The following is a 25854-nucleotide window of genomic DNA, read 5'->3' as shown; positions in this document are numbered from 1 at the left end:
TAGTTCAGTCGGTTAGAATACCGGCCTGTCACGCCGGGGGTCGCGGGTTCGAGTCCCGTCCGCTCCGCCACTAATTTAAAGGCCTTCCCAGATGGGAAGGCCTTTTTGCTATGGGCTGTTTTGCCCAGCGACCCACAGATTTGCACATCGGAGCCAATACAAAGCCCGGCCTCACGACCGGGCCTTGGTGTTTTTAGCGTGTTAAACAGCCAGTATTAGCATTTATCTGCAGGAAGAGAACTAAAAATCCTGTCATTTCCTCCATTTTCTATCTATATCAAGCCCTTATCTGATGGATTACTGGCTATTTTAACTGGTTTACTTTTGGCCAAACTCTGTTCATGGTGCGCGATTAGGGTTGTATCTCGCTTATAACTCGGTAGAGTAAGGGCATCTTGAGTTTGCCTGTCCCGCGCCGAGTTTGCCGGGTTCCAGGTGTAACTTGGCCAGTTTTTATCAACCTTAAGTCAGTGGTATCGATATGGAACAAGTAAACAAGTCCACCTTCAGCGATGTACTGGAATATGTGCGTATGTCCCGTCGCCAGAACAAACTCAAGCGTGAAATTGCGGATAACGAGAAAAAGATCCGTGACAACCAGAAGCGCGTGCTGCTGCTCGACAACCTGAGCGACTACATCAAGCCGGGCATGAGCATTGATGATGTGCAGGCGATCATCGCCAACATGCGTGCCGACTATGAAGAGCGCGTGGATGACCACATCATCAAGAACGCCGAGCTTTCCAAAGAGCGTAAAGAGCTGAGCACCAAACTGAAGGGCATGAGCTCTCACAAGTAAGCGTTCAGCTTTTGCTTAAAAGACACCGGCCACTGGCCGGTGTTTTGTTATCAGCTCTGATCTCTGCCACTCCTGCAACAATCGGCTCCCCTTTTTAGAATTGCCCTGTTACCATCACTACAAAGCGGTCAATAGTTTCAAGCCATTGACTTGAAAAGACTAAGCTTGAGTGAAACACAATAAATTGCGCAACCATGGTGGGGCTGATATGGGCGCATCAGAACAGACGGATTTGACACAAGTGGCATCTCAAGATTCATCTGTCCAGACCTCGGACGGGAACCCAAAGCGCAAGCGTCGTCCCTGGTGGCGTTGGCTGTTCTGTTTTCTCTTTTTATTGTGCCTGGGGGCGGTGATCGCTCTGGTTGGCTATGAGATGAAAACCTCGAAGCTGCAATCTCAGGAGATCTCCCGCTATGCCGCCAAGCTCACCTATCAGGTCGAGCCAGGCCAGAGCAAGCAGATCGCTTTCCCTGAGGATGGCCCGTTCGACAAGCGGCTCGGCTATGTGCAACTGCCGATGATGCAGGAGCGTTTGCTTCAGCGGGGCTATGAAGTCAGCAAGCAGGTGCATTTCTCCGACGCGCTCTATGACTACGCCAGTCGTGGCTTCTTCGTGCCCTATACCGAGAAGGTGCAGGCTGGCCTGACGTTGCACGATTGCCGCGCAGAACCTTTCTATCAATTCAAGTATCCGACCCATCACTATCCGGATTTTGACTCCATTCCGCCTCTTGTCATCCAGTCGCTGCTGTTTATCGAGAACCGCGACTTGCTGAGCAACGAAGAGCCGTTGGCCAACCCGGCGGTCGACTGGCCCCGTTTTGCCAAGGCGGCGCTCTCCCAGGTGGGCAAGGCGCTCGATATGCAGGATCAATCTGCCGGTGGCAGTACTCTGGCGACCCAGGTGGAGAAGTATCGCCACTCGCCGGATGGCCTGACCCTGTCGCCGACCGAGAAGATCCGTCAGATGGCCTCTGCCAGCGTGCGGGCCTATCGTCTCGGGCCGGAAACCCTCGAAGCGCGTAAGCTGGTCGCCTGGGCCTACCTCAACTCGGTACCGCTCTCGGCTGCGCCGGGATATGGTGAAGTGCATGGTCTGGGAGATGGTCTCTGGGTCTGGTTTGGTGCCAATGTCGATGACGTGAACCGTCTGCTGGATCCCGCCCGAAACCAGAACGCACCGCTGGCCGAACAGGGGCTTGCCCTGCGTCAGGTGGTCTCGCTGATGATTGCGCACCGCCGTCCCTCTTACTATCTGGCTCAGGGGCGAGAGGCATTGGCTACCCTGACCGACAGCTACCTGCGCCTGTTTGTGCAGGAGGGAATGATCACGCCACCTCTGATGGAGGCGGCGCTCAAGGCCAAGATTACGTTCCGTGACTTCCTGCAGTCCCCGGCTATCACCCGGGTGAATAATAACAAGGGGTTGCAGGTTGCCCGTACTCGCCTGAGCCGTCAGCTCGGGGTGCAGCTCTATGACCTCGACCGGATGGATCTGACCGCCGATACCAGCCTCAACATGCCGCTGCAGAACGAAATCTCCCGGTATCTGCAACAGCTGGCCGACCCGACGTTTGCCGCTCAGGTGGGACTGTTTGGTGAGCGCCTGCTCTCGCCGGAGAAGACCGGCGATGTGCGCTACAGCTTCACCCTGTTCGAGAAGTCGCCGGAAGGGTTCAAGGTGCGGGTGCAGACCGACAACACCGATCAGCCGTTCGATATCAACGAAGGTTCAAAGCTGGAGTTGGGCTCAACCGCCAAGTTGCGGGTGCTGACCACCTATCTGGAGATCGTGGCCGAGCTGCACGACAACTATGCCGGGATGCCGGTCGAGAATCTGCGCAAGCTGGCTGCCGTCTCTCAGGACAACCTCAGCCGTTGGGCCATCTCCTATCTGATGACGGCTCAGGACAAGAGCCTGCCTGTGATGCTGGAAGCGGCGCTGGATCGCAAATACTCCGCCAGCCCCAACGAAGGGTTCTTTACCGGTGGTGGCATGCACACCTTCAACAACTTCCGCCGCGAGGATAACAATCGTATTCCGACGTTGCGTGACTCTTTGCGTGAGTCAATTAACTTGCCCTTTGTACGGCTGATGCGCGATATCGTGCGCTACAGCCTCTACAAGGAGGGCAACCGTGCCCAGTTGCTCAAGGATGACAAGGATCCCCGCCGTCAGGAATATCTGGCCAAATTTGCCGACAAAGAGGGCCAGACCTATCTGCTGCGTTTCTGGCGCAAATATCGCGGCAAGACTCCCGAGGAGCAACTCGATACCTTCCTCGACGGTCTCAAGCCGAGTGCGGTACGTCTGGCGGCGGTTCACCGCTACCTGATGCCGGAAGCCAGCGAAGCCGCATTTACTGCCTTCCTGGCGGAGCGGTTGCCGCGAGAAAGGCTGAGTGCCAAGCGGATTAATCAGCTCTACGTCAGCTATGGCCCGGGCAAGTATTCACTGCCGGATCAGGGCTACATCGCCCGGGTTCACCCGCTGGAGCTGTGGTTGCTGGCCTATCTCAAGGAGTTCGACAAGGCCACCTTTGCCGACGCGGTGGCGGCCAGTCGTGACGAGCGGCAGGAGGTCTACAGCTGGCTGTTCAAGACTCGCCATCGCAGTGCCCGTGACAGCCGGATCCGCACCATGCTGGAGGTTGAAGCCTTCCTCGATATCCATCAGCGCTGGGCCAAGCTCGGTTATCCGTTCGACCATCTGGTGCCTTCGCTGGCGACTGCCTTGGGCAGCTCCGGTGATCGCCCGGCTGCACTGGCCGAGCTGATGGGGATTATCCAGAATGGCGGTATCCGCTCGCCAACCTTGCGTATCGAGCACCTCTCGTTCGCCAAGGGGACGCCCTTCGAGACCGAGTTTGAGCCGCAGCACACCGAGGGAACCCGAGTGATGCCGGCAGAGGTGGCGGCAGCCCTGCGCAGTGCGCTCTCCAAGGTGGTTGAAGGGGGCACGGCAAGACGTATAGCCGGTGCCTTTACCCTGCCGGATGGCACTGTGCTGCAGATGGGGGGCAAGACCGGAACCGGGGATAACCGGATTGAAACCGTGGGTCGTTATGGCAACGTGACCAGCTCACTGGCGCGCAACCGCACCGCGACCTTCGTCTTCTATCTGGGTGAGGATCACTTCGGTACTCTGACCGCCTATGTACCGGGTAGCCAGTCTGACAAGTTCCGTTTCACCTCGGCGCTGCCGGTGCAGGTGCTCAAGGGGATGGCTCCCCTGCTGACGCCTTACCTGCAACCGGGCTCCCATACCCAGTGTCTGGCGAACCAGTGATGCGCACGAATTACCGCTCATCACGCAGATAACTAACCAGAAAAAACGGGGAGGCTGACAGCCTCCCCGTTTTTATATCCTCATCGGGCGCTGCGGCGCTCGATTGCGATCAGGCGTTCAGTACGAACTGCTCGATCAGCTGAGCTACACCATCTTCATCGTTGCGGGCGGTGGTGTGCTGAGCGAGATCCTTGATCTCGTCGGTGGCATTGCCCATCGCCACACCGAGGCCTGCGTATTCGATCATGTGGCGATCGTTGCCCGCATCCCCGACGCAGATCACCTGAGCGGCGGTCAGGCCCAAGTGCTCGGCCAGTGCGGCGACGCCAGTTCCCTTGTTGCTCTGCTTGTTCATGAATTCGAGGAAGAAGGGGGCGCTCTGTACCACGGTATAGCGCTCATAGAGCTCAGCAGGCAGTCGCTCGATGGCGCGGGAGAGCTGGGGCGGCTCGTCGATCATCATCACCTTCATGATCTGCTCGTCGGCAGGCAGGGTGGCGAAGTCGATCAGATTGATCGGCATGCCGATCAGGCGGGATTCGTGCTCGGTGTAGGTACTGACACGGGGGCTGATCAGTCCGCGGGTGACCGAGAAACCATGGACGTTCACTTCCAGCTCGTCAGCCAGTTTGGCGACGGCGCTGGCGTCACTGCCGGTCAGCAGCTGGCTGCGGATGATGCGCTGATCGGCCACCTGTTGCACCAGGGCGCCGTTGTAGCAGATGACGTAGTCATGCTCTGTGGTGAGGCCGAGCTCTTCGAGATAGCGGCTCATCCCTTCCAGCGGGCGGCCGGAGGCCAGCACAACGGTTACCCCTTTGGCGCGCGCGGCGCTGATGGCGGCGTGGGTGCGGGGAGTAATCTGGCCCTGCGGGTTGAGCAGGGTGCCATCCATATCCAATGCGATCAGCTTGTACATCTCTCACTACCTGAGTCTGGGTGGCCCGCCCGGTGGGGCCAAGGAAGTGGCGAGTGTAGCGAAAATCGGCGGCGGGATCACGGCCGGTTCAGCGATGGGGCCGTGCCGGTTGAGCTATTTGTGCCCCTCGTAAGGGGTCATCTCCAGGGTTTCATCATGGATGGTCAGGCGGGTAGGGCCTCGGGTGATGGTAACCTTGCGTTTGAAGCTTGCCATCTCGACCTCAATGCCGGAGTAGAGGTGTTGGGTGGCAATGACCTCCATCTGAGCCATCAAGTTTCGCAGCTCCTCCTGGTTGGCGGTGAGCTGCTCATCGAGCTGGGCCAGTTCGGCCAGCTGATGGTCCCGGATCGGTTTGAGCTTGCGCAGGGTATCCGGATTGCGCTTGTCGCCGGGCAGTTGCAGCAACTTCATGACCAGCTCCTTGATTTTCTCCAGCTGGGCCTGACACGCCTGCTGGCGCAGCTTGAGCTGGTGTTCCTGCTCCTTGTGGGTGAAGTAGCCGCCAAGGATCTGCAGCCGGGTATGGTTGGCGGCCTCTGCCCCCAGGCTGGGAGCCATGATCAGGCGATTGGCAATGCTGGTACCCCCCAGCAGAGTGCCTTTGCGCATGTTGCTATCGCCTACCTTGATATCTTGTCCGCTGCGGGAGTAACAGTGGCTGAGCTGGCTCTGGATCTGGATATCGCCCCCCGCTTCCAGCTGGGCATACTGGGCGTAGCTGGCGTGGATCTCCCCCTGCGCATTGAGTTGGCAAAGGTACTCCCCCTGCTCGTTGCGGCGGCCAATGATGCCGTGGCGTACCGTGATGCTGCCCCCCGCCTCGATCCAGCCTCCTTCGATAAAACCGCCGATGACGATGTCGCCGCTGACACGGATCTTCATGCCCGGGTTGACGTCGCCGCTGACGATTAAGCCCCCTTCAAAATCAATGTGGCCGTGGCGGGCATCCACCTGTTTGACGCTGAGCACCTCGTCCACCTTCATGCCTGCTTTCTCCTGACAGGGCAGGCCAGCCCGACCGGCAATCAGCAGGTCGGGATCGTCGGGGGAGATAAAGGTGCCCTCGCCAGCGCTCATCGGACTGTCTTTGCCATCTTTGGCGGGCAGATCCTGACCGGTCACGGTAAAACCGGGCACCCCGACGGTGGCCGGATGACGGCGCATCAGCGGAGCACCGGCCTTGACGGTGACGATGGAGCCGAGATCCCGCAGGTCGACCTTGCCATGCCCCAGCTCCTGCGGTTTGAGGATCCGTTCGGCCGGGGTCTCCACCAGCCGCTCATAGCGAGTGTCCTGACCATTGACGGCAGGCTGGCCGTTGGCAATCACCAGCTTGAGCTGACTGCCGGGGGCGGCCTCTTTGGCTGACTGGATGGCGGCGGTGAGCAGTTGCTCACTCACCCCCTGTTTGATTTCGCTGATGGCGATCGCCTCTTTCAGCTGTTCCAGCGTCACATACTTGCCCCCCCAGTCGGCAGTGATCTGGGCGATGGCGCTCATTCGATCCTTCTCCACGATTACGGCTAGTCGGGCATCCTGACGCTTGCCGACAGGGATGGGGTTGGCGGGGACGGGGGCGGCAGGGTTGGTGAGCAGGGTATTAAGCAGGCTGATGGCCTGTTTGATCCCCTCGGGCAGCGGCTGATAGCGGCGACAGTTGGAAGCGAGCAGCAGAGCCTGCACATCCTGTTCCGTGACAGGTTTGGTGAGACCGGCGGCAATCCGCAGGCAGACCAGTTCCATATCGCTTGATAGCAGCAACCACTCTTTGCTTAACACCGCATCTCCTTGCTGGATGAGAACGGAGCGATCGGCTCGCTCCTTTACTGTCATTTAATCTCTCAATGATTAATAAAGCGAGTCGCCAACCCTGAGAGTGGGCAGTATTCAGATATTTCCTCTGAATGGTCAATGAATTGAAGTCAAATCGGTGATGGCGGCCAGATAAATGTGGGCGCTGTTTGGAAACTGAGTGAAAAGGCGGATCGCAGCGCCAGCAACATAGGGTCGCTGGCAGGGGGGGTTATCAGCTGCGCTGGGCTGTTCTGGCCAGGGTGAGGTAATCGCCGAGCACCGGCTCACCCAGCATATGGCGGCGCAGCATGTCGAGGGCGGCAAAGGCGAGGATCTTGCGGCGGCTCTCCGGGTCGGGGTGGCGGACCTTGACCGTCTGACCGATGTGCATGCCATCGGCACAGAGCAGCAGTGGTACACCCTCAGTGCCCTCGCGCCCTATGGTCAGTAGCAGGCCCGCATCGGCGGTCGGCAGTTGCGCCAGCTCATCGGCCAGTTGCGTGCTGAAGCGTGCTTCCAGCTGGGGATGGCCGTGACAAAGCGCCAGCAGCGCACCTCCACTCTCCCCCTCCAGCAGAGTCAGCGGTTTGTCTTGCAGCAGCGCAAGGATCTGCTGCGCCGGTTCCGTATCTCCGCTGCCAACCAGCCAGGGGCGGATCGTATCCAGCAGTCGGCGCTCGGCACTCTCCATATCAGCGGCACTGGCGCCGTGGCCGATCAGTTTCAGCTCGATAAGGGGCATGGAGGAGCGGTAACCCAGCTCGATGCCGGCTGGCCAGGGTTCGGCATCCAGCATATCGCTGAGCGCCGACTCCGAGATGCCGAAGGTGTAAAAGCGACGCAGCTCGGTATCGATCTGCGCACCGGCCAGCTGTTTGAGGCGCGGCAGAATTTGCTCACGCACCATCTGTTTGAACTCGAACGGCACTCCCGGGGTGAAGAAGAGCTGACTCTGGCCACTTCGCACCACAAAGCCGCAGGCGGTGCCGACCGGGTTGTCGAGGATCTCGCACCCCTGTGGCAGCCAGGCCTGTTTGGCATTGCTTTGTGCCATGGGGCGGCCACGGCTGGCGTAGCGCGCTTCGATGGTAGCGAGCCAGTCGGGGAAGAGGGTGAGCGGTTGGTCAAAGGCCTCGGCTGCCGCCTGAGCGGTGAGGTCGTCGGCGGTGGGCCCGAGCCCGCCACACACCAACACCACCTCGGCGCGGCGGGCACTCTCTTGCAGCACCGTTTTCAGGTCGGCGAGGTTGTCCCCTACCGTCAGGCGACGGCGCACCTGCCAGCCCTGCTCCAGCAGCAGAGCGCTGAGCCAGGCCGCGTTGGTATCCACCACCAGACCCGTCACTATCTCGTCTCCGGTACTGATGATCTCGATACGCATGGCAGGCTCCTTGGATTAAACGGGTGGCAACGGTTGGCCTTGGGCCAACACAATCAGGCTTTGTTGTGCTCGAAGTAGTAGCTGATCCGGGTACGCGGATTGAGGTACTCGAACACGGCGGGCGGCAGCCGTTTGGGGTGGATCACCTTGGCGATCGACAGTTCGGCCTGCTGCAGGTCGATGATGGCCGCTTCCTGACGGGGAATGCGCGGATCGTAGACCAGCACCGAGGGGTAGAGCAGGCGGGAAGCGTTGACCGACATTACCAGCCCCACCTGACCGTTGGAGAGTTGCACCACGCTGCCGGGGGGATAGATCCCCATCAACCGGATCAGCATGCTGAGGTACTCCGGATTGAACTGCGCCTTGCGCTGCTTGTAGAGGCCGCTCAGGGCCGAGTAGGGCACCTTGGCCTGCATGTGGCAGAGGTTATCGTACTCGTTGATCAGCGACACCATCTGGGTGAGCTGATCGAGCTGGCCGCCCTTGAGCCCTTCCGGCCCGCTGCCATCGAGATATTCGTGGTGGTGCAGCACTATCCCCTTCGCTTCTGACGGGAAATCCTTGGCCAGATTGAGCAGATCCAGCCCGTAGCGCGGGTGCTGGGCCATCAGGTTCTGCTCCGGCCTGGTGAGCGGCTCGGTCTTGCGCAGGATCTGGCTCGGGATCTTCAGTTTGCCGATGTCGTGGAACAGGGCCCCCATACCGATATGGCGGATCTGGTCGGCCGACATGTTGCACTCCTTGGCCAGCAGCATGCTGAGCACGCTGACGTTGAGGGAGTGGAAGTAGAGGTTGTTGCCATCCTCGCTGTCGGAGACCAGGTGCAGCACCATCTCGTCCACCGAGAGCAGCTGTTCTGTCATGGCGTTGACCAGCTCCTGCGCCTCGCCGATGGCATTGAGGGGGCGGGACTGGATCTTGCTCATCACGCTGCGCACCTGGGCCAGCGACTGCTGAAACTGTTTCTCGCACTGCTGCAGGTTGCGACGATACTGCTGCAACTGCTCGATGCGGCGGTCCTTCTCCTGCTGCATCCGGGCCTGCCGCTGGGCGGCGTCTGCGCTCTCTTGTGGTTGAGGCTGTACCTGATTGAGGGGCTTGGGCGGAACGTCGCTCTTGTCGGGAATGATGGTGACCAGTTTCAGACCGAGTCGGCGGATCAGCTCGATCTCCTCTTCATTCTTGATCTTGAAGCTGGAAAACAGGAACGGGTGTTCGCGCCACCCCAGTGGCAGGGAGACATAGTTGCCGACTTGCAGTCGATCTACGGAAATCTTGATACCGGTCATTATCTTGGATGCAGGGGAGATACTGAGCCGTATGCTAGTCAAAGGCGAGAGTGAATACAAAAGGTATCTGATGACAGGGTGGGAGCTTTATTATAGGCTTCTGGATGTCCAGACATATTTACCGATGCAGTACAGGGAGTAAGCATGCCGATCAAGATCCCGGATCAATTACCCGCCGCCGAAGTGTTGGGGCAGGAGAACATCTTCGTGATGACGGAATCCCGGGCCGTCACCCAAAACATCCGCCCGCTGCGGGTGCTGATCCTCAACCTGATGCCGAAGAAGATTGAGACTGAGATCCAGCTGATGCGGATGCTCTCCAATTCGCCACTGCAGGTGGATGTGGATCTGCTGCGCATCGACGATCGGGAGTCGAAGAACACGCCGCAGGCCCACCTCGAGAACTTCTATCACGACTTCGAGCAGGTGCGCGGCAACAATTACGACGGCATGATCATCACAGGGGCACCGCTCGGGTTGGTGGAGTTCGAGGAGGTGGTCTACTGGCCGCGCATTGTCGAGATCATCGAGTGGTCCCATCAGCATGTCACCTCCACCCTGTTCCTCTGCTGGGCGGTGCAGGCGGCGCTGAAAGCACTCTATGGCATGGAGAAACAGACCCATGGCGAGAAGCTCTCCGGGGTCTACCGCCACCATCGCCTCGATGAGCACGAGCCGTTGCTACGTGGTTTCGATGATGAGTTTGTCGCCCCTCACTCTCGCTACGCGGCGTTTGACGGCGAGCTGATCCGCGCTCACACCGACCTGCAGATTTTTGCCGAGTCAGCAGAGGCGGGGGTCTATCTGGCGGCGACCAAGGATTGTCGTCAGGTGTTTGTCACCGGTCACCCGGAGTACGATGCCCTGACGCTGGACGGGGAGTATCAGCGGGATCTGGCGGCGGGGCTCGATCCCGTCATCCCGGTCAACTACTACCCGGACAACGACCCGCGCCGGACCCCGCGCGCCAGCTGGCGCAGCCACGGCCATCTGCTGTTTGCCAACTGGCTCAACTACTACGTCTATCAGCTCACCAGCTATCGGGTGGAGGATATCGGCAAGGTCTTTACCTACGATCAGGGAGGCAAGTAGTCAGTCGCCCTGCGCCAGCCGCTCGGCCAGCTGGTCGAGCCATTGGTGGTGGCAGGTCAAGGTAAACGCCTTGGGTCTGTGAGCTTTGACTGCGGTCATCGCCTCTTGCTGCGGCTGGCCGAGGGTCATCAGCAGCGCGGCGGCGACCAGACCGGTGCGACCGCTGCCCCCTTTGCAGTGGATGACCAGATGTTTGCCATCTCCCAGCAGCTCGCGCAGCTGTGGCAGCGCCTGTTGCCAAGCAGCCTCGAAGTCGGCATCGGGTGCCAGATCATCCTCGATGGGCAGATGGAACCAACGCATCCCTTCGTGCTCGACCTGCTGGCCGAGCTGCGCCAGTTCGAGTCGGATCAACTCGGCGCTTGTCATCAGGGTCACCACTCCGTGGGCACCGGCCAACCGCAGTTGATCGAGCGCCAGGGTCAGCGGCACCTGCTGGGTGCCGGGGCAGGGGGTCAGCAGCAGCTGACCGTCGACACGGGGAACCTCAAGGCTCCAGAAGGGGTGATACGGGTGCATAGCGGATCCTCGTGTGGTAGCCGCAGGGCTGCGGCCGGTGAATGGCGCCAAGGATAGGCGGGGCAGGGGGGATGTCAATGGCCGTTGTGTTTGCCCCGGTTTACGGGCAGAGTCTAAAAAATTGAGCGGTTCAAGGAGTTAAGATGAGAAACCTGGATCAACTGGATTTGGATATCCTGGCCCATCTGTTTCGGGATGCGGGCATGACCAACAAGGATCTGGCCGCGCTGGTGGGCGTTGCCCCCTCCACCTGTCTGGAGCGGGTGCGCAAGTTGCAGCAGGATGGCGTGCTCAAGGGGGCGCACTGCGAAGTGGATTATCAGGCCCTCGGTGGTCACATTCAGGCCATGGTCTCCCTGCAGTTGGCCCGTCACAGCCGTCAGATCATCGATGCTTTCCGCGATGCCATTCTGGCGCTGCCCGAAGTGATCAGTCTGTTCCACATGGGGGGCAAGGATGATTTTCTGGTGCACCTTTGTGTCTCCGACACCGAGCACCTGCGCAACTTTGTCTTCGATCACTTCACCTCCCGTGAGGAGGTGGTGCACCTCGAAACCTCGCTGGTGTTCGAGCACAAGTTCAGCCGCTCCCTGCCCTGCTTTCCCCAGCCATAACGGCCAGTGGGCCGACAATATGGGGAGATGAAAAACCGCCAGCTGGCGGTTTTTTCTAGTCTGCTATGGGTTGAATCAGCACGGTTGGCTCAATTGGCGGCGGTGCGTTCATCCTTGGCCGTCTGATAGAGACTCTTCTGATAGGCCATGCTGCCCCACAGGGCCAGACCAAGGGCATCCTCCTTCAAGGCGTCCGGCTGCGCCGCCAGTGTCAGCTTCTCGCTGGCATTGTCGTAGACATAGCCCTCTGCCGCTCGTTCCGGTTGCAGGATCACCACATCCTTGCCGCGCATCAGGGCGAAGTTCTTGTCGTACTGCATGATGGCGCGCCCCGGCCAGTCGGCGGGCATGCGCGTCAGATCCTTGCCGAGCATGGGGTAGTCGGCACTGATCCCCATCAGGGAGAGCAGGGTAGGCGCCATGTCGATCTGGCTGACGATGCGCGGATCCTTCCTCGGTGCAATGCCGTCGCCCACAATGACGCCGGGGATATGGAAGCGGGGGATGGGCACCAGACTGGCGCCACCGACCCGGCTGTCGTGGTCGGCGATGACCAGGAACAGGGTGTCTTTCCAGTATTCGGACTGTTTCGCCTTTTTGAAGAACTCGCCGATGGCGTAATCCGCATACTTGGCCGCGTTGTTGCGGGTCTGCTTGGGCTGCTCGAAGAGTTCGATGCGGTTTTCCGGGAATTCAAACGGATCGTGATTGCTGGAGCTGAACACCAGACTGAAGAAGGGTTTGCCCTCTTTGTGCAGCGCCTTGAAGGTCTCGTCGGCCTTGGCCATCAGATCCTCGTCGGAAGCTCCCCAGGAGCCTTTGAACACCGGATTGTCGAAATCCTTCTGTTCTACGATGGTGGTGAAGCCGTTGCCGAGGAAGAAGCTGCGCATGTTGTCGAAGTGACTCTCGCCGCCATAAATAAAGCTGGTGTCGTAACCCCGTTGTTTGAGCAGATCCGCGATGGTGAAGAAGTTGGTCTGGCTCTTGCCGAGTTTGACCACCGCCTGTGCCGGGGTCGGCGTGAAGCCGGTCAGTACCGCCTCGATACCGCGCACCGAGCGGGTGCCGGTGGCGTAGAGCTGCTCGAAGGCCCAACCCTGCTGCGACAGGGCATCGATGTTGGGGGTGAGCGGCAGGCCACCGAGGGAGCCGACAAACTGGGCGCCCAGGCTCTCCTGCAGCAGGATCACCAGATTCTTCGGTTTACCCTGGAAGCTCGCCTCGTTGAAGGTCTGGCTGGGCAGCAGATCGGAGTTGAAATCACTGGCCGGACGGCCACTCTCCTTGCGCATTACTTCGAGCACCTTCTGAGGGGTCATCTCACCGTAAAACTGGCCAGCATCCTCCTCGGCGCCCATCTGTTTGATGGCAAAGAATAGGGAGTAGGCGGAGTTGACGGTGAGCGAGTTGACCAGCGGATCTTCGGCAAAGGCGACCATGGCCGGGTTCAGGGCGCGGTGGCCGAGACTGGAGCGGGCACCGAGAAAACCTATGGCCAGAATGAGCAGGGCGAAGGCCGGACGCAGATACCAGCGGGGGAAGCTGAGACCACGTACCAGACGGCCGCTCAGCCACCAACCGCCGGTCAGCGCGGCGCCACTGAAGAGTAACGCCAGCAGCAGCTCGGCTTTGCGGCCTGCCCACAGCATGGCGAAGACCTCTTTCGGATAGATGAGGTATTCCACATAGAGGCGGTTGGGGCGCACGCCATACTCGGTGACAAACGAAGGGGTGGAGATCTCGAGGAACAGCATCAGCCAGAGTCCGACGGTCAGCCAGACGCGCATCAGTTGCAGCCAGCCTCGGCCGATGGCATGGGGGCCTGCCAGCAGCAGAGTGAGCATGGCGGGGACACCCCAGACCCAGCAGAGGGTCGCAAAGTCGACCCGGATCCCTTGTAGCAGCATCTCCTGCCAACCGGCCACGGCATCCACCCGTTCCAGTTGCCATATACCGAGGGCGATTCGGCTGAAAGAGAGAGAGAAAAGCGCGAGCGCGCAGAAGACGGCGAAGGGCCAGAACGGGCCGAGTCGCTGTTTTAGATCTGTCATGTTTGTTCCTGAATGAGACTCTAAACGTCTGTCCACAGACGTTTTTTTAGTTGTTGTGAGGTTATGACAGATCGAACTGGTTAAGGTTGCATTCAAGTTTGTTAAAAGTCGGCATTAACACATTTATCATCTAAAAATGTGATGTCGCGCCACTAATGAGCACAGCATAATCTGCTGGGTAAAATGTGAGCCACAGCGTGTATGGATTGAGCGCTGGTGTTTATAATTGCCGCGAATTATCTCAATCGGAGCCGAAGGGATGCCGGTTTTTATCGATGTCGAGTATGTGCGGGGATGGCGCCTGTTTCTGGTGTTATCGGATGGCACCACGGGTGTGCTGGATCTGACCCCCTGGCGAACCCAGCCGCTATTTGCAAAGCTGGAGAGCGAGCGTCACTGCGCCCGGGTCTTCATCAACCGTCACCACCAGCTGGAGTGGCCTGTTGGCTGCACGCTATCCGCCCATGAGGTCTATCACCTCATCTCTCCCATCGATGAGCGGGAAGCCTTCAGCTAATCCCCATTTTTTGTGAGCCAACGCCAGATTCCTGTTACTGGAATGTTTGCCCGTTTGCCTTTCTGAGCCAACTTGGGTAAAACCTGCGCAACATTTTGCCAACTTGCCTTCGCTTCACCTGACAGAGGCTTGCCGCTTTCGCGCCGCAGGCCTTTTTTGCGGCCTGATGGCAAACCTTCCCCTTGCTGAAAGGTTTGGTCGGTTGAATGAAAATAACAAAATAAACAAATACATAAGGAAAATGTATGGCTTGTCATATGCGCACACCTCTTGCCCTGCTGGTGGGCGGGCTCGCCTGTCACGGCGCTGCCGGTCAGGAATCGGTTCAACAGCTGGATCCCATGGTGGTGGTGGCAACCCGCCCCGCCAGCACACTTGAAGTGACGCTGGATCCCAAGAAGCCCGGTTCCCCCATGCCCGCTGCCGACGGCGCCGGTTATCTGAAGAATGTCACCGGCATGAGCATGGTGCGCAAAGGGGGGCTCGGTGGCGACCCTGTACTGCGGGGGATGGGGATGTCCCGCCTCAACGTGCAGATGGATGGCGGCATGCTGGCCGGTGGGTGTGGTGGCCGGATGGACCCGCCCACCGCCTATGTGTTCCCCCAATCCTTTGACCGGATCAGGGTGCTGAAGGGGCCGCAATCCCTCGAGCAAGGGGCTACGCTGGCGGGAACCGTGCTGTTCGAGCGGGACAGACCCGAGTTCACCGCACCGGGCCTCAAGGCCGATGCCTCGGCCCTCTTTGGCAGCTTCGGCCGCGATGATCAGATGGTCGACATGACGGCAGGCTCGACCGACGGCTATCTGCGCGGTCAGTTCACCCACTCCGATAGCGACGATTACCGCGATGGCCATGGCAACAAGGTGCGCTCCTTCTATCGCCGCGAGAACGGCACCGCCCAGCTGGGCTGGACGCCGGGGGAGCACACCTGGCTGGAACTCACCGCCGAGCGCAGCAACGCCCGCGCCGCCTATGCGGACCGCACCATGGATGGCCCCATGTTTGATCGCGAATCCTTCGGGCTGAAGCTCAAGCAGGAGCAGATCACCACTCACTGGCAGCGCAGCGAGCTGACCCTGTGGGACAACTATATAGACCACATCATGGACAACTTCAGCCTGCGGCAAAACAGTGGCATGAAGATGCTCTCCAACCCGGATCGCCGCAACACCGGCGGTCGCTGGGCCAACGACATCGCCTTGCCAGCAGACTGGCTGCTGACCGCCGGGCTCGACAGCAACCGGGATCAGCACCGCAGTCGGAGTGGGGTCGACTATGCCACCAAGGATCGCCAGCGCACCCTGCGTTTCGAGCAGCAGGGCGGCTTCGCCGAACTGGGTCGTCAGCAGGGGGCTCACAGCTACAAGGGCGGTTACCGTCAGGATAGGGTAGAGACCACCCGCTATGGCGCCGGTGAACAGACCCTCTACAGCGATACCCTGAGTCTTAACAGCGGGTTTGGCCGCTACGAATATCAGTGGTCGCCACGCTGGTCCAGCTATCTGGCCTGGGGGCAGGCAGAGCGTGCGCCGGACTACTGGGAGCGCAGCAAGGACAGCACCCCGTTCACCCTCAACCCGGAGCGCAGCCGCCAGTGGGATGCGGGTCTGGCTTTGCGCAGCCGCGAGCTGGATCTGACCCTCTCCCTCTTTAGCGCCGACATCAAGGACTACCTGCTCTACAACAGCAAGTCGAACAAGGTGCGCAATATCGATGCCCAGACCCGGGGTGGCGAGCTGGAGGGACGCTGGCAGTTTTCCGAGCAGTGGCGTCTCGATGGTGGTATGGCGGTGGTCTACGGCGAAAACCAGAGCGACAACAAGCCGCTGGCCCAGATGCCGCCGCTTGATGGCAAGCTGGCGTTGGGCTGGCAGCCTGACGAGGCGCTGAACTTCACCCTGCTGGGACGCGCGGTGGCGGCGCAGGATCGGGTGGACGTCGGTTCCGGCACCGTTGCGGGTCAGGATCAGGGGGAGACTCCGGGCTTCTTCACCATGAACCTGAGCGGCGCCTGGCAGTTTGCCAAGGGGTGGCAGCTCTCGGCCGGGGCGGACAACCTGTTCGACACCTTCTACTACGAGCACCTCTCCAAGTCGGTACATGCCAGTCAGGCAGGGCTGGGCTACGAGCAGAGCGGCCGTATCCCCGAGCCGGGTCGCTCGTACTGGCTCTCGTTCAACTACCGGTTTGCCTCGGCGGGTGTGCTTTAACCAGTTGAGTCAGATAACGTTTTCAGTCACAGACATCGCTGTGTGAGCCTCGCTATCATGGTGGAAAACAGGCGTATCAGACGCCTGCTCTCACAGCGGGAATATAACAATGAAACAGGGAACGTTACGCTATGGCGGCCTGCTCGGGGCCGCCCTGTTACTTGCGGCTTGCGGCGGCAGCGGTAGTTCAGGCGGGGAGAGCTCTCCCCCCGTCGTCAATCCGCCGGTCACCCACCCTCCGGTCGCGACGGCCAGTCGTGCCTGCTATGGCGACGATCAACCCGCCTGCAACCTGCGCATCTATCAGGTGATGGTGGAGTCGTTTGCCGATGGTGACGGCAGCGCCAACTACGGCGTCGGCTATGGCCCCTCCCAGCACAACGGCGATCTGCAGGGGATCATCGATAGCCTCGACCACATCAAGAGTCTCAACGTCAACGCCATCTGGCTCACCCCGGTGTTCGACTCCTGCGCTGGTCAGGGCGGTGATAACAAGCTCGATGCCACCGGCTACTTCGCCTGCGACTTTTTCACCGTGGACCCCAACTTTGGCAGCAATGCCAAGCTCAAGCAGCTGGTGGACGGGGCGCACCAGCGTGGTCTCTATGTCTTCCTCGACGGGGTGTTTGGCCACGTCAACAAGGTGGGGGTGAGCAAGCCCTCGCCAGAGGGGCGTCTGCCAGCCCTCACCAGCGGCGGTGCGGGTTATCCCGGCCAGCTGGTGGATTACAGCAAGCCGGAGAGCCTCGCCTACTTCAAGGAGGTAGCCCGCTACTGGGTAGAGCAGTACGGCATCGACGGCTGGCGCCTCGATCAGGCCTATCAGCTTGGGCTGGATGATTGGCGCGCTATTCGCAGCGAGGTGGAGCAGGCCAGCGCGGCGCGCAAGGCGGCCGGTCAGCAGTGGGGCACCCTTGGCTACATGGTGGGTGAGGTGTGGAAGGGGGCTGACGACATTCGCGCCCAGGCTTACGGCAGCAGCGACAATCCGGCGCTCTCCTCGGCCTTTGACTTCCCGTTGCGCTACGGCATCGTGCAGGCGCTGGCGGTGGAGGAGTCCGGCAAGGGCGGGCAGGGGGCCAGCGTGCTCGACGCCAGCTGGAACAAGGTGGAGAACTACCCGAATCACGCCATGCCGAATCTGATGCTGGGCAACCACGATCTGGTGCGTTTTGGCGATCTGCTGGAACGCGGCAACTTCAAGTCGGCCGAGTACTGGCAGCGCCACAAGGCGGCCTTCAGCTTTATGGCGGCTCGCTCCGGCCCCATCACCTTCTACTATGGCGAGGAGTTTGGCGACGAGGTGCCGGGCTTTGCCGCCAAGGTTGGTGGTGACTGCGCAGCGCAGGGCTTGTGCGACGATCATGTGGCCCGCAGCGACGGCAAGGTGCCCGCTGTCACCGGCTTTGTGCCAAGTAGCGAACAAGCCGAGCTGAAAGAGTGGCTGGCCCAGCTACTGGCGATGCGTGCCGCCCACCCCGCTCTCTATCAGGGAGAGCGAGTCAAACTGGTGGCCGAGGGCAGTCTCTATGGTGACATCAAGCAGACGGCGGGGGAGCAGATAGTCTACCTGCTCAACCTCTCCACCACGGCACTCAGCTACAACCTGCCGACGGGCAAACTGCGCAGCGGTAGCGCGCTGATGGATCTGCAAAGCGGCGAGAGTCTGGCCATCGGCGGCAGCAGCGTGACGGTGGAGATACCGCCCTTGAGCGGGCGTTTCCTGCGTCTGCAATAAGTCAGCCACAGCACGCGTTGATATGAGAGAGGGCGCCATCGCGGGGCCCTCTCTGTCATTGTGGGCGACAAAGTCATGGCGGGTTATGCGGTGGTCTGGCCCCTGTTTTCCAGCCGCTGGCGAAAGGCGCGGGCCAGTCGTTCGTAGAGATCCTGCGCCTCCATGTCTTCGATATCGCCGCGGATCCAGGGGTTATCGACGATCTCCAGCAGCACGCAGTCGCGCCCTTGCTGGCGCAAATCGAGCCCGTAGAGGCCATTGCCGAGCTGATGGACTGCGCGGCGGGCGGTCTGCAGTACCCGCTCCGGCACCTCGTTGAGCGGCAGCGCCTCGATGCGGCTCATGTCGAGGGGGTGCTTGCGGCGGCGAATGCGGTTGCCCGGTTCGGGCCGGTAGCGGCGGCAGGCAAACAGCGGCGAGCCGTCGAGAAAGCCGATGCGCCAGTCAAACTCGGCGGGGATCCGGCTCTGCACCAGCAGCAGGGCGGAGCGGCCCAGCCCCTCGTCCAGCAGGCGGGCAAGCTGCTGCTCGTCGCTGGCCATGGCGAGATCGCGCCCCTGCGCCCCGTCGGGCACCTTCACCATCAGCGGCAGGCCGAGCCGTTGCACCAGCTCGTCCACATGGTGGCGGCCGCGGCGGGTGACCACCATGGTGGGCGGCATGGGCACGCCGCTGCGCACCATCAGCTCGTAGAGATAGAGCTTGTTGCTGCAGGCGAGGATGGCGCGGGAGCTGTCGATCACCGGCATCTTGAGCTGTTCGGCACGGTGGGCAAATTCGAAGGTGTAGTGGCCGACTGCGGTTTCGGCACGCAACCAGAGGGTGTCGAACTCCGGCAGCCGCTCGATGGCCGACGGTGGCAGGATCTCGGCCCGGATGCCTTGGGCAGCAGCAGCACGGATAAAGCGCTCCAGCGCCAGCCCGTCACTGCTGGCACGGCCATCATCTGGGTCGACCAGAATGGCGAGCTGGTAGAGCGGCGCCGCCTGCTCCTCGTCACCGGTCCCCACCAGTGCCTGAGCGTGGTGTAGCATCAGCTCTTTCTCGCTTGGGCTCAGCTCCAGCGGCGACAGGCTCTGCTGCTGGCGCACCGACCAGCCGTGGCGGCCGCGCTTGAGGGTCAGCTCCTGCAGCGGCAACTGGCTGAGGCCATAGTAGTAGCGGGCCAGCCCCGCCAGCTCGCTCTGTTCACACTGGCCGAAGATGGCGCGCACTCTAATCCGATCCTCGCTCTGCTGGGCCAGCCACCCCTGCGCCTTGCGCCACAGCTTGGCCGGTGGCTGCTGGGGTTGCAGTCGGCTGATGGCCTGCAGACCCGGCAGGCAGTGGTGGCCGCGGGCCTGGGCCAGCAGCGAGCAGTAGTAGCCTGCGCTCAGGTGCTCCAGATTGCGGCAGAGGTTGATGATGCGGGGTCGGCCGCCGGTGGTCGGCACGCCATGTTGCAGATAGGTGCGGGCGGTCAGCAGATAATCGGCATGGCAAGGCCAGTCGCCCAGCTCTTCGACGATGACATAGGTACTCATATTTTCGGCTCCACAGATCAGACTGCCTGAACAGGCAGGATCCCCTGTGGGCTTCGATGCACCGACAAGCACGACAATGGCGCGAGGGGAAACAAGAGGTTACAGTGCCTAATATGACGCCTTGGTAACTTGTGATACAAGTCGCATTTTTGGTGCTGAGGATAAATAACCGAACAAGGACTCCCCGTGTTGACCGTACGTGCGGCCCGAACCGATGATCTGGGCGCCATCGTTAATCTGGAACGCTACTGTTTTCCCCCTGAAGTCGCCTTTGGCCGCAGCCGCTGGCACTATCTGCTGGCCCACGCCAAGGGGCGCACCCTGTTGCTGCTGGACGAGAAACATCAGCTGATGGGCTATCTCTGCCTGCTTGAGCACAGAGGCTGGGATCGGCTGGTCATTCAGGCGCTTGCCATCCGCTGGACGGTGCGCGGTCTGGGCTGGGCGCGGCGCCTGCTGGAGCAGGTGATCCGCGAGGGCAAGGCCGCTGGCTGGGGGGCGATCCGGCTGGAGGTGGCGGATGCCAACGAAGAGGCGCTGGCGCTCTATCAGGGATTGGGATTTCGTCCCCAGCAGCGGCTAGCGGACTACTATGGCCGCGACCAGCACGCCCACCGGCTGGTGCTGCCGCTGGTGAGCGACGAGGAGCGTGAGCGGCGCAGAGTGGCTCGCTTTCAGGCGCGCAAGCCATCTTCACAGGCCAACTGATCATGTTGCACGAGCAGAATCGAGGAGCAGGATGAGCTGCGACAACTGTCTTGCCACCGCTATCAGGGCCAAGCTGGGGCGCTGTCCGGTCTGCGCCATCCAGACCTTCATCATTGGTCTGAGTGGCTGGCTGGTCTGGTGGTGGTGTGGTGCCGACACCTCGGTCAACGCCCTCACCGGCCTGCTGTTTGCGCTGGGTGGCTCGGGCCTGTTGCTGCTCCATCTGGTGGTATTTGTCTGGCGCAAGGCGACCGGACGTGAATTGAGCGATGAGTGAATCTTAATAGATTCAAACAGATAAATAACAATATCGGTGTAGATATGGAGGTTCAGATGATTGCAATGGTAACGGGCGCCTCGTCCGGTTTTGGTGAAGCCATCAGCCGCCAGCTGGTGCAGGCGGGCTACAAGGTGATCGGTACCGGTCGCCGCGCCGAGCGGCTGGCCGCGCTGGCTGACGAGCTGGGTGCGCAGTTCCTGCCGCTGGCGTTTGACGTGCAGGACAAGGCGGCCACCCGCGCCGCCATCGCCGCTCTGCCAGCCGAGTGGAGCGAGGTGGAGCTGCTGGTCAACAACGCCGGTCTGGCGCTGGGGCTGGAGCCGGCCCACAAGGCGGATCTGGAAGATTGGGAGCAGATGATTGCCACCAACATCAGCGGCCTGACCCTGCTCACCCGCTTGCTGCTGCCGGGCATGGTGGCGCGCAATCGCGGCCATGTCATCAACATCGGCTCCATCGCGGGTACCTACCCCTATCCGGGCGGCAACGTCTACGGCGCCACCAAGGCGTTTGTGAAGCAGTTCAGCCTCAACCTGCGCGCCGATCTGGCTGGCACCGCCATCCGCGTCACCAACGTGGAGCCGGGCCTGTGCGGCGGCACCGAGTTCTCCAACGTGCGCTTCCACGGTGACGATGCCAAGGCGGCCTCCGTCTATCAGGGGGTGGAGGCGATCCAGCCGGAAGATATCGCCAATACCGTGCTCTGGGTGAGCCAGCAACCGGCCCACGTCAACATCAACAGCATCGAGATCATGCCGGTGGCGCAGACCTTCGGCCCGCTCAATATCAGCCGCCGCTGATCGCTGCATTGGCTGAAACAAAAGAGGCTCCCGTGGGAGCCTCTTTGCGTTGGTGAGCCGATTACAGGCTCATGATCTTCTTGAACTCCTCCTCCGAGTACTTCTTCTCGCTGCTCTTGGTCAGATCCGTCATCAGCTTGTAGCGCAGATCTTTGGCCATCTGGTAGGTCTTCTCTAATTGGCCATAGGAGTAGTCGGCGGCCAGCCCGATGGCGGTAGCCTTGTCGTTGGCATAGGCCTGCTTAAGGCTCTTGTCGAGCAGCGCCACCTCCTTGTAGAGCTTGGTGCTCTCCTTACTCCAGACGTTTCGCAGCAGCGGCAGGTACTTGTCCGGATCGGCGCTGGCCAGCGCGGTCAGGCTGCGGAACTGCCAGTAGGCGGAATCATCGGAATAGCTGTCGCTGCCGGTGCGATAGGGCAGGGGATAGTTTTCCAGGGTGTTGTAGAGCGGCACCATCACAGATTCGGCCAGCACGCCATAGCTCTGCCAGATGAGCCCCTGCAGCTCTTTGGGCATCTCCTTGCGCAGCTGGATGACGTGGGATTCGAGCTGGCGATCGACCCGGATCGGCCGCTCCGCCTTGCCCGCCAGCGGCGTACCGTCATAGGTGGCGCTCAGCAGTTTGGCAACGTCCGGCACGGCGATGGGGGCATCCGGCTTCATAAAGAGCGGATATTGCGCCTGCCGGGTCGCCTGTTTGTGGGAGGCGGTCAGCATTTTCTGGCCGAGCCACTCCCGATCCACGTTATACGGGTCAGCGATGACCCCGAACGCCTTGGCGAAGTTGAACTCTTTCGGGTCGGCGTTATCCAGCAATTTGTGTTCGCGCACGAACTCCAGCAGTTTGGGCGAGTGCAGCACATCGGCGCTGTCGAGATTGACGCCGTGGATGCGCAGGCCGTTGGCCACCATGGCGTAGCTGTCGTCCGGTACCCGCACCGCAATCCAGTGATGGCCGGAGCCGATCTCCATCAGCCAGGCCTCGTTCACATCCGCCAGATAGAGGCTGTTGCCCTCACCGGCACCATATTGCTCCACATAGCGTCCAAGCAGCTCGACCCCCTCTTTGGCCGTCTTGGCCTGCGGCAGGATCAGGGTGGGGATGATGGCTTCAATCACTCCCTTCTCGATCAGCGGATCGGCTTTTTGGGCCTTGTCGTTGACCTCGGCACTGGTGGTAGCCGAGATGGCGACGTTGAACTCGTTGATGCCGCGCTCTTCATAATATTTGCCTGCCGGGTCGCTGGTGGTGGCATCCCAGTCGTGGATGGCGGAGTAGGCTAAGAACGCCTTGGGCATCGGCACTTCCAGCCCGTTGCCCAGTTTCCAGAGTTTGCCCTCGTTCTGCTGCGCGGGCCGGAAGGCGAGGTACTTGTTCCAGTTGTTGACGCCAAAATCCTCGTTTCTGGCGATCATCACGCTGCCGTCGGCGCTGGCCCCCTTGCCGACGATGAGGCCGGTACAGGCGTCGGCACTGGTGCCAAGCAGGGTGAGCAGGGTGGCGGAGAGAAGACTCAAGGTGTGTTTTTTCATAGGTGTACCCGAAGGGTTGCGGTGAGTGAGAGTCAGGCGAGGGGATGAGGTGTGGGGAGGCTGCAACTCCGAACTGGCAGCGGAGTGAGCACGACAGATGGGTCTGCCTGTTATTGGTTTTTCGAACAGATCATCCATGACACGGCTGGCTGGTTGTGATGTGCGCCAAAATTGTATTCCCGAGTGGTTGTTTATTTTGTGATCGAGCTGCGGTTCCTGACTTTTCTCTGGCGTCGTGGTGCGCGGACGGCAAAATGTGCCAAAACAGCGTGAGCTGGCAGCAGATGAGTCATGATTCTGACGCCAGTTTGCGTGGGGGGCATGGCGAGATCCGCCATATCTCTGGATCTCGCACTATCTGACAAGTTGGCCTGTAACTTGCTGGTTTGATTGATAATGGTGGGGCATGACGCCCCATGTGACCGGATCAGCCTGTGCCCATTGCCGCAGATGTGCACTGAATTGGAGCCCCCATGGATATCAAACCCTACAGCCAGCAGCTTGCCCAGAGCGCATCCAACAACCGTGCCCTCGCTACCCTCAACAGTGCCAGTAGCGGCGGTCAGGGCGGTGGCTGGGAGGAGATGGTCAGCCTCTCCACCCAGCGCATGACCGGTCAGGCCCAGCAGGTGCTGACCTACGAACATCTGGCCAAGAACAACAAATTGCCGCCGGCGCTCGATATGAGCTCCGACAAGGGGGGCGTGGTGCAGCAGCTGGTGGACAAGGCGCTCGGTTTCGATCGCAAGAAGTTCAACGAGATCGAAGAGAAGCTCAAGACCATCGCCGATAACAAGAAGCTGACGCCGGAAGAGCGGGCGGAGCAGAGCAAGCCGCTCAACGAACAGCGAGAGGCGATGCTCAAGGAGGCGATGGATCGCCTGACCGGCAAGAAGAGCTCATCCAAAGATGAGGCCAAAACTGCCTGATCCTGCCGCTGTTCTGAGATCTACCCGGTCGGCACCGATGGGCCAGTGTCGACCGCCGATGGGCAAGCTTCTGCCACCTCTTTTGACCTCACCTCCCCACAGGCGCACAATGTCCGCGCATTGAGCCAGTCGAGGAGTCCGCCGTGTACAACTTCCAATATGCCAATCCGACCCGTATCTGTTTCGGCGAGGGGCAGATCGCCAGCCTGCCCGAACTGATCCCGCCCGGCAGCCGGCTGCTGGTGCTCTATGGCGGCGGCAGCATCAAGCAAAACGGCGTCTATGAGCAGCTGACCCGGGCGCTGGAAGGGGTGACGTGGCAGGAGTTTTCCGGCATCGGCGCCAACCCCAGATTCGAGCTGTTGATGGAGGCGGTGGCGCAGGTGAAGCGCGAGCGCATCGACTTCCTGCTGGCGGTCGGTGGTGGCTCGGTAGTGGATGGCACCAAGTTTGTTGCGGCGGCGGCCTGCTACGAGGGGGATGATCCCTGGGATATCTGCGGCAAGCAGGCGAGTGTACACAAGGCGCTGCCGATGGGCTGTGTGCTGACCCTGCCAGCCACCGGCTCCGAGAGCAATCCTACCTCGGTGGTGAGCCGGGGGGATGTGAAGATCTCCTTCAGAAGCCCGCTGGTGCAGCCGCAATTTGCGGTGCTCGATCCGGCGACCACCTACAGTCTGCCGCCGCGCCAGACCGGTAACGGAGTGGTGGATGCCTTCGTCCATATTGCCGAGCAGTACCTCACCTTTCCGGTCGGCGGCGAGGTACAGGATCGGCTGGCGGAAGGTTTGCTGCAGGTGCTGGTGGAGAACGGCCCCAAGGCGCTGGCGGAGCCGACCAACTATCAGGTGCGGGCCAATCTGATGTGGGCGGCCAGTCTGGCGCTCAACGGGCTTATCGGTTGCGGAGTGCCGCAGGATTGGACCTCTCACGCTATCGGCCATCAGCTGACGGCGCTCTACGGGCTGGATCATGGCCAGAGTCTGGCGGTGGTGCTCCCCTCACTGCTGCGTGAGCGGGCGAGCCAGAAGCAGGACAAGCTGGCCCAGTTTGCCGAGCGGGTGTGGCATTCGACCCGCGAGGACAAGGCCCTGCGCATCGAGGAGGCGATTATCCGCACCGAGCAGTTCTTCCAGAAGATGGGACTGGGCACCCGGCTGGCCGACTATGGTCTCAGCGAAAGCTGCATTCCGGCGGTCTGCTCCAACCTCAAGCGGGTGGGGCGCACCGCACTTGGGGAGCAGCAGGATATCGACCCGGATCGGGTGGCGCGCATTCTCGCCCGGGCGCTATAAGTCGGTGCCGGCTTGTTTCCCTGGCTGATGCATTTTCCCAATTAAAGAGGGCCGCTTGTTGCGGCCCTTTTGCATGACGGGTTAGCCGATCACTCGGTACGCGCCTTCAGATAACCGGCGTAATCCGGGATCTGCACGCTGAACGCCTGGCGCATATGGGGGCTGTCCATGATGAAATCGGCGGTTGCCTCGTTGGTGGCGACCGGGATGTTCCAGACTGCCGCGAGGCGCAGCAGCGCCTTCACGTCCGGATCGTGGGGCACCGCATTGAGGGGATCCCAGAAGAAGATCAGCACGTCGATCTTCCCTTCGGCGATCAGGGCGCCGAGCTGCTGGTCGCCCCCCATGGGGCCGGAGAAGAGGCAGGTGATGGGCAGTTGCGCCTGCTTGCCGAGCATGGTGCCGGTGGTGCCGGTCGCATAGAGGTGGTGGAGCTTGAGCTCCTCCTTGCGGCGCATCACCCAGTTCAGCAGAGGGGTCTTCATGTTGTCGTGAGCCACCAGAGCCACCCGTTTGTGGGGTGCCATCTCGCGTGCAATCTGTTCCATGGAAATCGTC

22 protein-coding genes are annotated in these 25854 nt (G+C 60.9%); 12 read left to right on the top strand and 10 right to left on the bottom strand.

Annotated features, from left to right (window positions below; genetic code table 11):
- The first annotated feature begins 481 nt into the window (after window positions 1-481).
- Window positions 482-799 (top strand): PTS system regulator TmaR, encoded by a 318-nt coding sequence (tmaR, locus tag G5179_RS07310; protein ID WP_005336024.1) that lies wholly within the window; start codon window positions 482-484, stop codon window positions 797-799.
- A 208-nt stretch (window positions 800-1007) separates the two neighbouring features.
- Window positions 1008-4091: a transglycosylase domain-containing protein gene (locus tag G5179_RS07305; RefSeq protein WP_421258118.1), complete on the top strand. Its 3084-nt coding sequence runs from the start codon at window positions 1008-1010 to the stop codon at window positions 4089-4091.
- Window positions 4092-4200: 109 nt separating this feature from the next.
- Here G5179_RS07305 and yidA read toward each other — a convergent pair whose 3' ends face one another.
- The 4 genes from yidA to G5179_RS07285 all read right to left on the bottom strand — a co-directional run bounded on the left by yidA (window position 4201) and on the right by G5179_RS07285 (window position 9480).
- Window positions 4201-5010 carry a sugar-phosphatase gene (gene yidA, locus G5179_RS07300; RefSeq protein WP_421258117.1) on the bottom strand — a complete coding sequence of 270 codons (810 nt, stop codon included), beginning with the start codon at window positions 5008-5010 and terminating at the stop codon, window positions 4201-4203.
- A gap of 114 nt (window positions 5011-5124) precedes the next feature.
- Window positions 5125-6792 carry a DUF342 domain-containing protein gene (locus G5179_RS07295; RefSeq protein ID WP_021231653.1) on the bottom strand — a complete coding sequence of 556 codons (1668 nt, stop codon included), beginning with the start codon at window positions 6790-6792 and terminating at the stop codon, window positions 5125-5127.
- Between the two features lie 247 nt (window positions 6793-7039).
- The gene (locus G5179_RS07290) at window positions 7040-8188 is read right to left on the bottom strand and encodes a competence/damage-inducible protein A (RefSeq protein WP_270906216.1); all 1149 of its coding nucleotides are present in this window, start codon (window positions 8186-8188) and stop codon (window positions 7040-7042) included.
- Window positions 8189-8241: 53 nt separating this feature from the next.
- Window positions 8242-9480 (bottom strand): HD-GYP domain-containing protein, encoded by a 1239-nt coding sequence (locus G5179_RS07285; protein WP_421258116.1) that lies wholly within the window; start codon window positions 9478-9480, stop codon window positions 8242-8244.
- Window positions 9481-9624: 144 nt separating this feature from the next.
- On the opposite strand from G5179_RS07285, the gene metA reads away from it, so the two are divergent.
- Complete coding sequence (metA, locus tag G5179_RS07280; RefSeq protein ID WP_421258115.1) at window positions 9625-10572, top strand: homoserine O-succinyltransferase MetA; 948 nt, start codon at window positions 9625-9627, stop codon at window positions 10570-10572.
- On the opposite strand, the gene G5179_RS07275 is transcribed toward metA, so the two are convergent.
- On the bottom strand, window positions 10573-11091 hold the full coding sequence (locus G5179_RS07275; protein WP_421258114.1) for a cyclin-dependent kinase inhibitor 3 family protein: 519 nt from the start codon (window positions 11089-11091) through the stop codon (window positions 10573-10575).
- Window positions 11092-11234: 143 nt separating this feature from the next.
- On the opposite strand from G5179_RS07275, the gene G5179_RS07270 reads away from it, so the two are divergent.
- The gene (locus G5179_RS07270) at window positions 11235-11705 is read left to right on the top strand and encodes an Lrp/AsnC family transcriptional regulator (RefSeq protein ID WP_005336001.1); all 471 of its coding nucleotides are present in this window, start codon (window positions 11235-11237) and stop codon (window positions 11703-11705) included.
- A gap of 89 nt (window positions 11706-11794) precedes the next feature.
- Here the strand turns inward: G5179_RS07270 and G5179_RS07265 are convergent, their stop codons facing one another.
- A complete protein-coding gene (locus G5179_RS07265) occupies window positions 11795-13759 on the bottom strand; it encodes an LTA synthase family protein (RefSeq protein WP_421258113.1) in 1965 nt (654 codons plus the stop codon).
- A 259-nt stretch (window positions 13760-14018) separates the two neighbouring features.
- Between G5179_RS07265 and G5179_RS07260 the strand changes: the two genes are divergently transcribed.
- The gene (locus tag G5179_RS07260; protein WP_005335997.1) at window positions 14019-14276 is read left to right on the top strand and encodes a DUF2442 domain-containing protein; all 258 of its coding nucleotides are present in this window, start codon (window positions 14019-14021) and stop codon (window positions 14274-14276) included.
- On the opposite strand, the gene G5179_RS07255 is transcribed toward G5179_RS07260, so the two are convergent.
- Entirely contained in the window at window positions 14273-14533 is a 261-nt protein-coding gene (locus G5179_RS07255) for a hypothetical protein (RefSeq protein ID WP_421258112.1), read from the bottom strand. The two genes, G5179_RS07260 and G5179_RS07255, sit on opposite strands and share 4 nt — an antisense overlap.
- Here G5179_RS07255 and G5179_RS07250 point away from each other — a divergent pair.
- Together G5179_RS07250 and G5179_RS07245 are read left to right on the top strand one after the other, a co-directional pair.
- The gene (locus G5179_RS07250; protein WP_421231183.1) at window positions 14522-16489 is read left to right on the top strand and encodes a TonB-dependent copper receptor; all 1968 of its coding nucleotides are present in this window, start codon (window positions 14522-14524) and stop codon (window positions 16487-16489) included. The two genes, G5179_RS07255 and G5179_RS07250, sit on opposite strands and share 12 nt — an antisense overlap.
- A 109-nt stretch (window positions 16490-16598) precedes the next feature.
- On the top strand, window positions 16599-18227 hold the full coding sequence (locus G5179_RS07245; protein WP_421252095.1) for an alpha-amylase family glycosyl hydrolase: 1629 nt from the start codon (window positions 16599-16601) through the stop codon (window positions 18225-18227).
- 83 nt (window positions 18228-18310) lie between these two features.
- Here G5179_RS07245 and G5179_RS07240 read toward each other — a convergent pair whose 3' ends face one another.
- Entirely contained in the window at window positions 18311-19750 is a 1440-nt protein-coding gene (locus tag G5179_RS07240; RefSeq protein WP_421258111.1) for a RimK family protein, read from the bottom strand.
- A gap of 186 nt (window positions 19751-19936) precedes the next feature.
- Here G5179_RS07240 and G5179_RS07235 point away from each other — a divergent pair, with 186 nt between their 5' ends.
- Genes G5179_RS07235 through G5179_RS07225 form a run of 3 tightly spaced genes read left to right on the top strand, consistent with a single transcriptional unit; the run spans window position 19937 to window position 21538 of the window.
- Window positions 19937-20458 (top strand): GNAT family N-acetyltransferase, encoded by a 522-nt coding sequence (locus G5179_RS07235; RefSeq protein WP_421258110.1) that lies wholly within the window; start codon window positions 19937-19939, stop codon window positions 20456-20458.
- Window positions 20459-20489: 31 nt separating this feature from the next.
- Entirely contained in the window at window positions 20490-20735 is a 246-nt protein-coding gene (locus tag G5179_RS07230; RefSeq protein ID WP_042053656.1) for a DUF3624 family protein, read from the top strand.
- Between the two features lie 56 nt (window positions 20736-20791).
- A complete protein-coding gene (locus G5179_RS07225; protein WP_421258109.1) occupies window positions 20792-21538 on the top strand; it encodes an SDR family oxidoreductase in 747 nt (248 codons plus the stop codon).
- Between the two features lie 61 nt (window positions 21539-21599).
- On the opposite strand, the gene G5179_RS07220 is transcribed toward G5179_RS07225, so the two are convergent.
- Window positions 21600-23072: a C69 family dipeptidase gene (locus G5179_RS07220; RefSeq protein WP_421258108.1), complete on the bottom strand. Its 1473-nt coding sequence runs from the start codon at window positions 23070-23072 to the stop codon at window positions 21600-21602.
- 473 nt (window positions 23073-23545) lie between these two features.
- On the opposite strand from G5179_RS07220, the gene G5179_RS07215 reads away from it, so the two are divergent.
- Together G5179_RS07215 and G5179_RS07210 are read left to right on the top strand one after the other, a co-directional pair.
- Window positions 23546-24001 (top strand): hypothetical protein, encoded by a 456-nt coding sequence (locus G5179_RS07215; RefSeq protein WP_019446593.1) that lies wholly within the window; start codon window positions 23546-23548, stop codon window positions 23999-24001.
- A 143-nt stretch (window positions 24002-24144) separates the two neighbouring features.
- Window positions 24145-25296 (top strand): iron-containing alcohol dehydrogenase, encoded by a 1152-nt coding sequence (locus G5179_RS07210; protein ID WP_421258107.1) that lies wholly within the window; start codon window positions 24145-24147, stop codon window positions 25294-25296.
- A gap of 89 nt (window positions 25297-25385) precedes the next feature.
- Here G5179_RS07210 and G5179_RS07205 read toward each other — a convergent pair whose 3' ends face one another.
- Complete coding sequence (locus G5179_RS07205) at window positions 25386-25844, bottom strand: methylglyoxal synthase (protein WP_005354960.1); 459 nt, start codon at window positions 25842-25844, stop codon at window positions 25386-25388.
- Between the last annotated feature and the right edge of the window lie 10 nt (window positions 25845-25854).

The organism is Aeromonas sp. 600886, assembly GCF_049174935.1.
Taxonomy (GTDB): domain Bacteria; phylum Pseudomonadota; class Gammaproteobacteria; order Enterobacterales; family Aeromonadaceae; genus Aeromonas; species Aeromonas veronii_A.
Note: the sequence above shows the minus strand (reverse complement) of the source record. Positions and strands in the feature narration are given on the sequence as shown.

Bases quoted from the DNA above. Each gene is read 5' to 3' on its own strand.
- tmaR (WP_005336024.1), top strand. From the start codon at position 482: ATGGAACAAGTAAACAAGTCCACCTTCAGCGATGTACTGGAATATGTG.
- G5179_RS07305 (WP_421258118.1), top strand. From the start codon at position 1,008: ATGGGCGCATCAGAACAGACGGATTTGACACAAGTGGCATCTCAAGAT.
- yidA (WP_421258117.1), bottom strand. From the start codon at position 5,010: ATGTACAAGCTGATCGCATTGGATATGGATGGCACCCTGCTCAACCCG.
- G5179_RS07290 (WP_270906216.1), bottom strand. From the start codon at position 8,188: ATGCGTATCGAGATCATCAGTACCGGAGACGAGATAGTGACGGGTCTG.
- G5179_RS07285 (WP_421258116.1), bottom strand. From the start codon at position 9,480: ATGACCGGTATCAAGATTTCCGTAGATCGACTGCAAGTCGGCAACTAT.
- metA (WP_421258115.1), top strand. From the start codon at position 9,625: ATGCCGATCAAGATCCCGGATCAATTACCCGCCGCCGAAGTGTTGGGG.
- G5179_RS07275 (WP_421258114.1), bottom strand. From the start codon at position 11,091: ATGCACCCGTATCACCCCTTCTGGAGCCTTGAGGTTCCCCGTGTCGAC.
- G5179_RS07270 (WP_005336001.1), top strand. From the start codon at position 11,235: ATGAGAAACCTGGATCAACTGGATTTGGATATCCTGGCCCATCTGTTT.
- G5179_RS07265 (WP_421258113.1), bottom strand. From the start codon at position 13,759: ATGACAGATCTAAAACAGCGACTCGGCCCGTTCTGGCCCTTCGCCGTC.
- G5179_RS07260 (WP_005335997.1), top strand. From the start codon at position 14,019: ATGCCGGTTTTTATCGATGTCGAGTATGTGCGGGGATGGCGCCTGTTT.
- G5179_RS07250 (WP_421231183.1), top strand. From the start codon at position 14,522: ATGGCTTGTCATATGCGCACACCTCTTGCCCTGCTGGTGGGCGGGCTC.
- G5179_RS07255 (WP_421258112.1), bottom strand. From the start codon at position 14,533: ATGACAAGCCATACATTTTCCTTATGTATTTGTTTATTTTGTTATTTT.
- G5179_RS07245 (WP_421252095.1), top strand. From the start codon at position 16,599: ATGAAACAGGGAACGTTACGCTATGGCGGCCTGCTCGGGGCCGCCCTG.
- G5179_RS07240 (WP_421258111.1), bottom strand. From the start codon at position 19,750: ATGAGTACCTATGTCATCGTCGAAGAGCTGGGCGACTGGCCTTGCCAT.
- G5179_RS07230 (WP_042053656.1), top strand. From the start codon at position 20,490: ATGAGCTGCGACAACTGTCTTGCCACCGCTATCAGGGCCAAGCTGGGG.
- G5179_RS07225 (WP_421258109.1), top strand. From the start codon at position 20,792: ATGATTGCAATGGTAACGGGCGCCTCGTCCGGTTTTGGTGAAGCCATC.
- G5179_RS07220 (WP_421258108.1), bottom strand. From the start codon at position 23,072: ATGAAAAAACACACCTTGAGTCTTCTCTCCGCCACCCTGCTCACCCTG.
- G5179_RS07215 (WP_019446593.1), top strand. From the start codon at position 23,546: ATGGATATCAAACCCTACAGCCAGCAGCTTGCCCAGAGCGCATCCAAC.
- G5179_RS07205 (WP_005354960.1), bottom strand. From the start codon at position 25,844: ATGGAACAGATTGCACGCGAGATGGCACCCCACAAACGGGTGGCTCTG.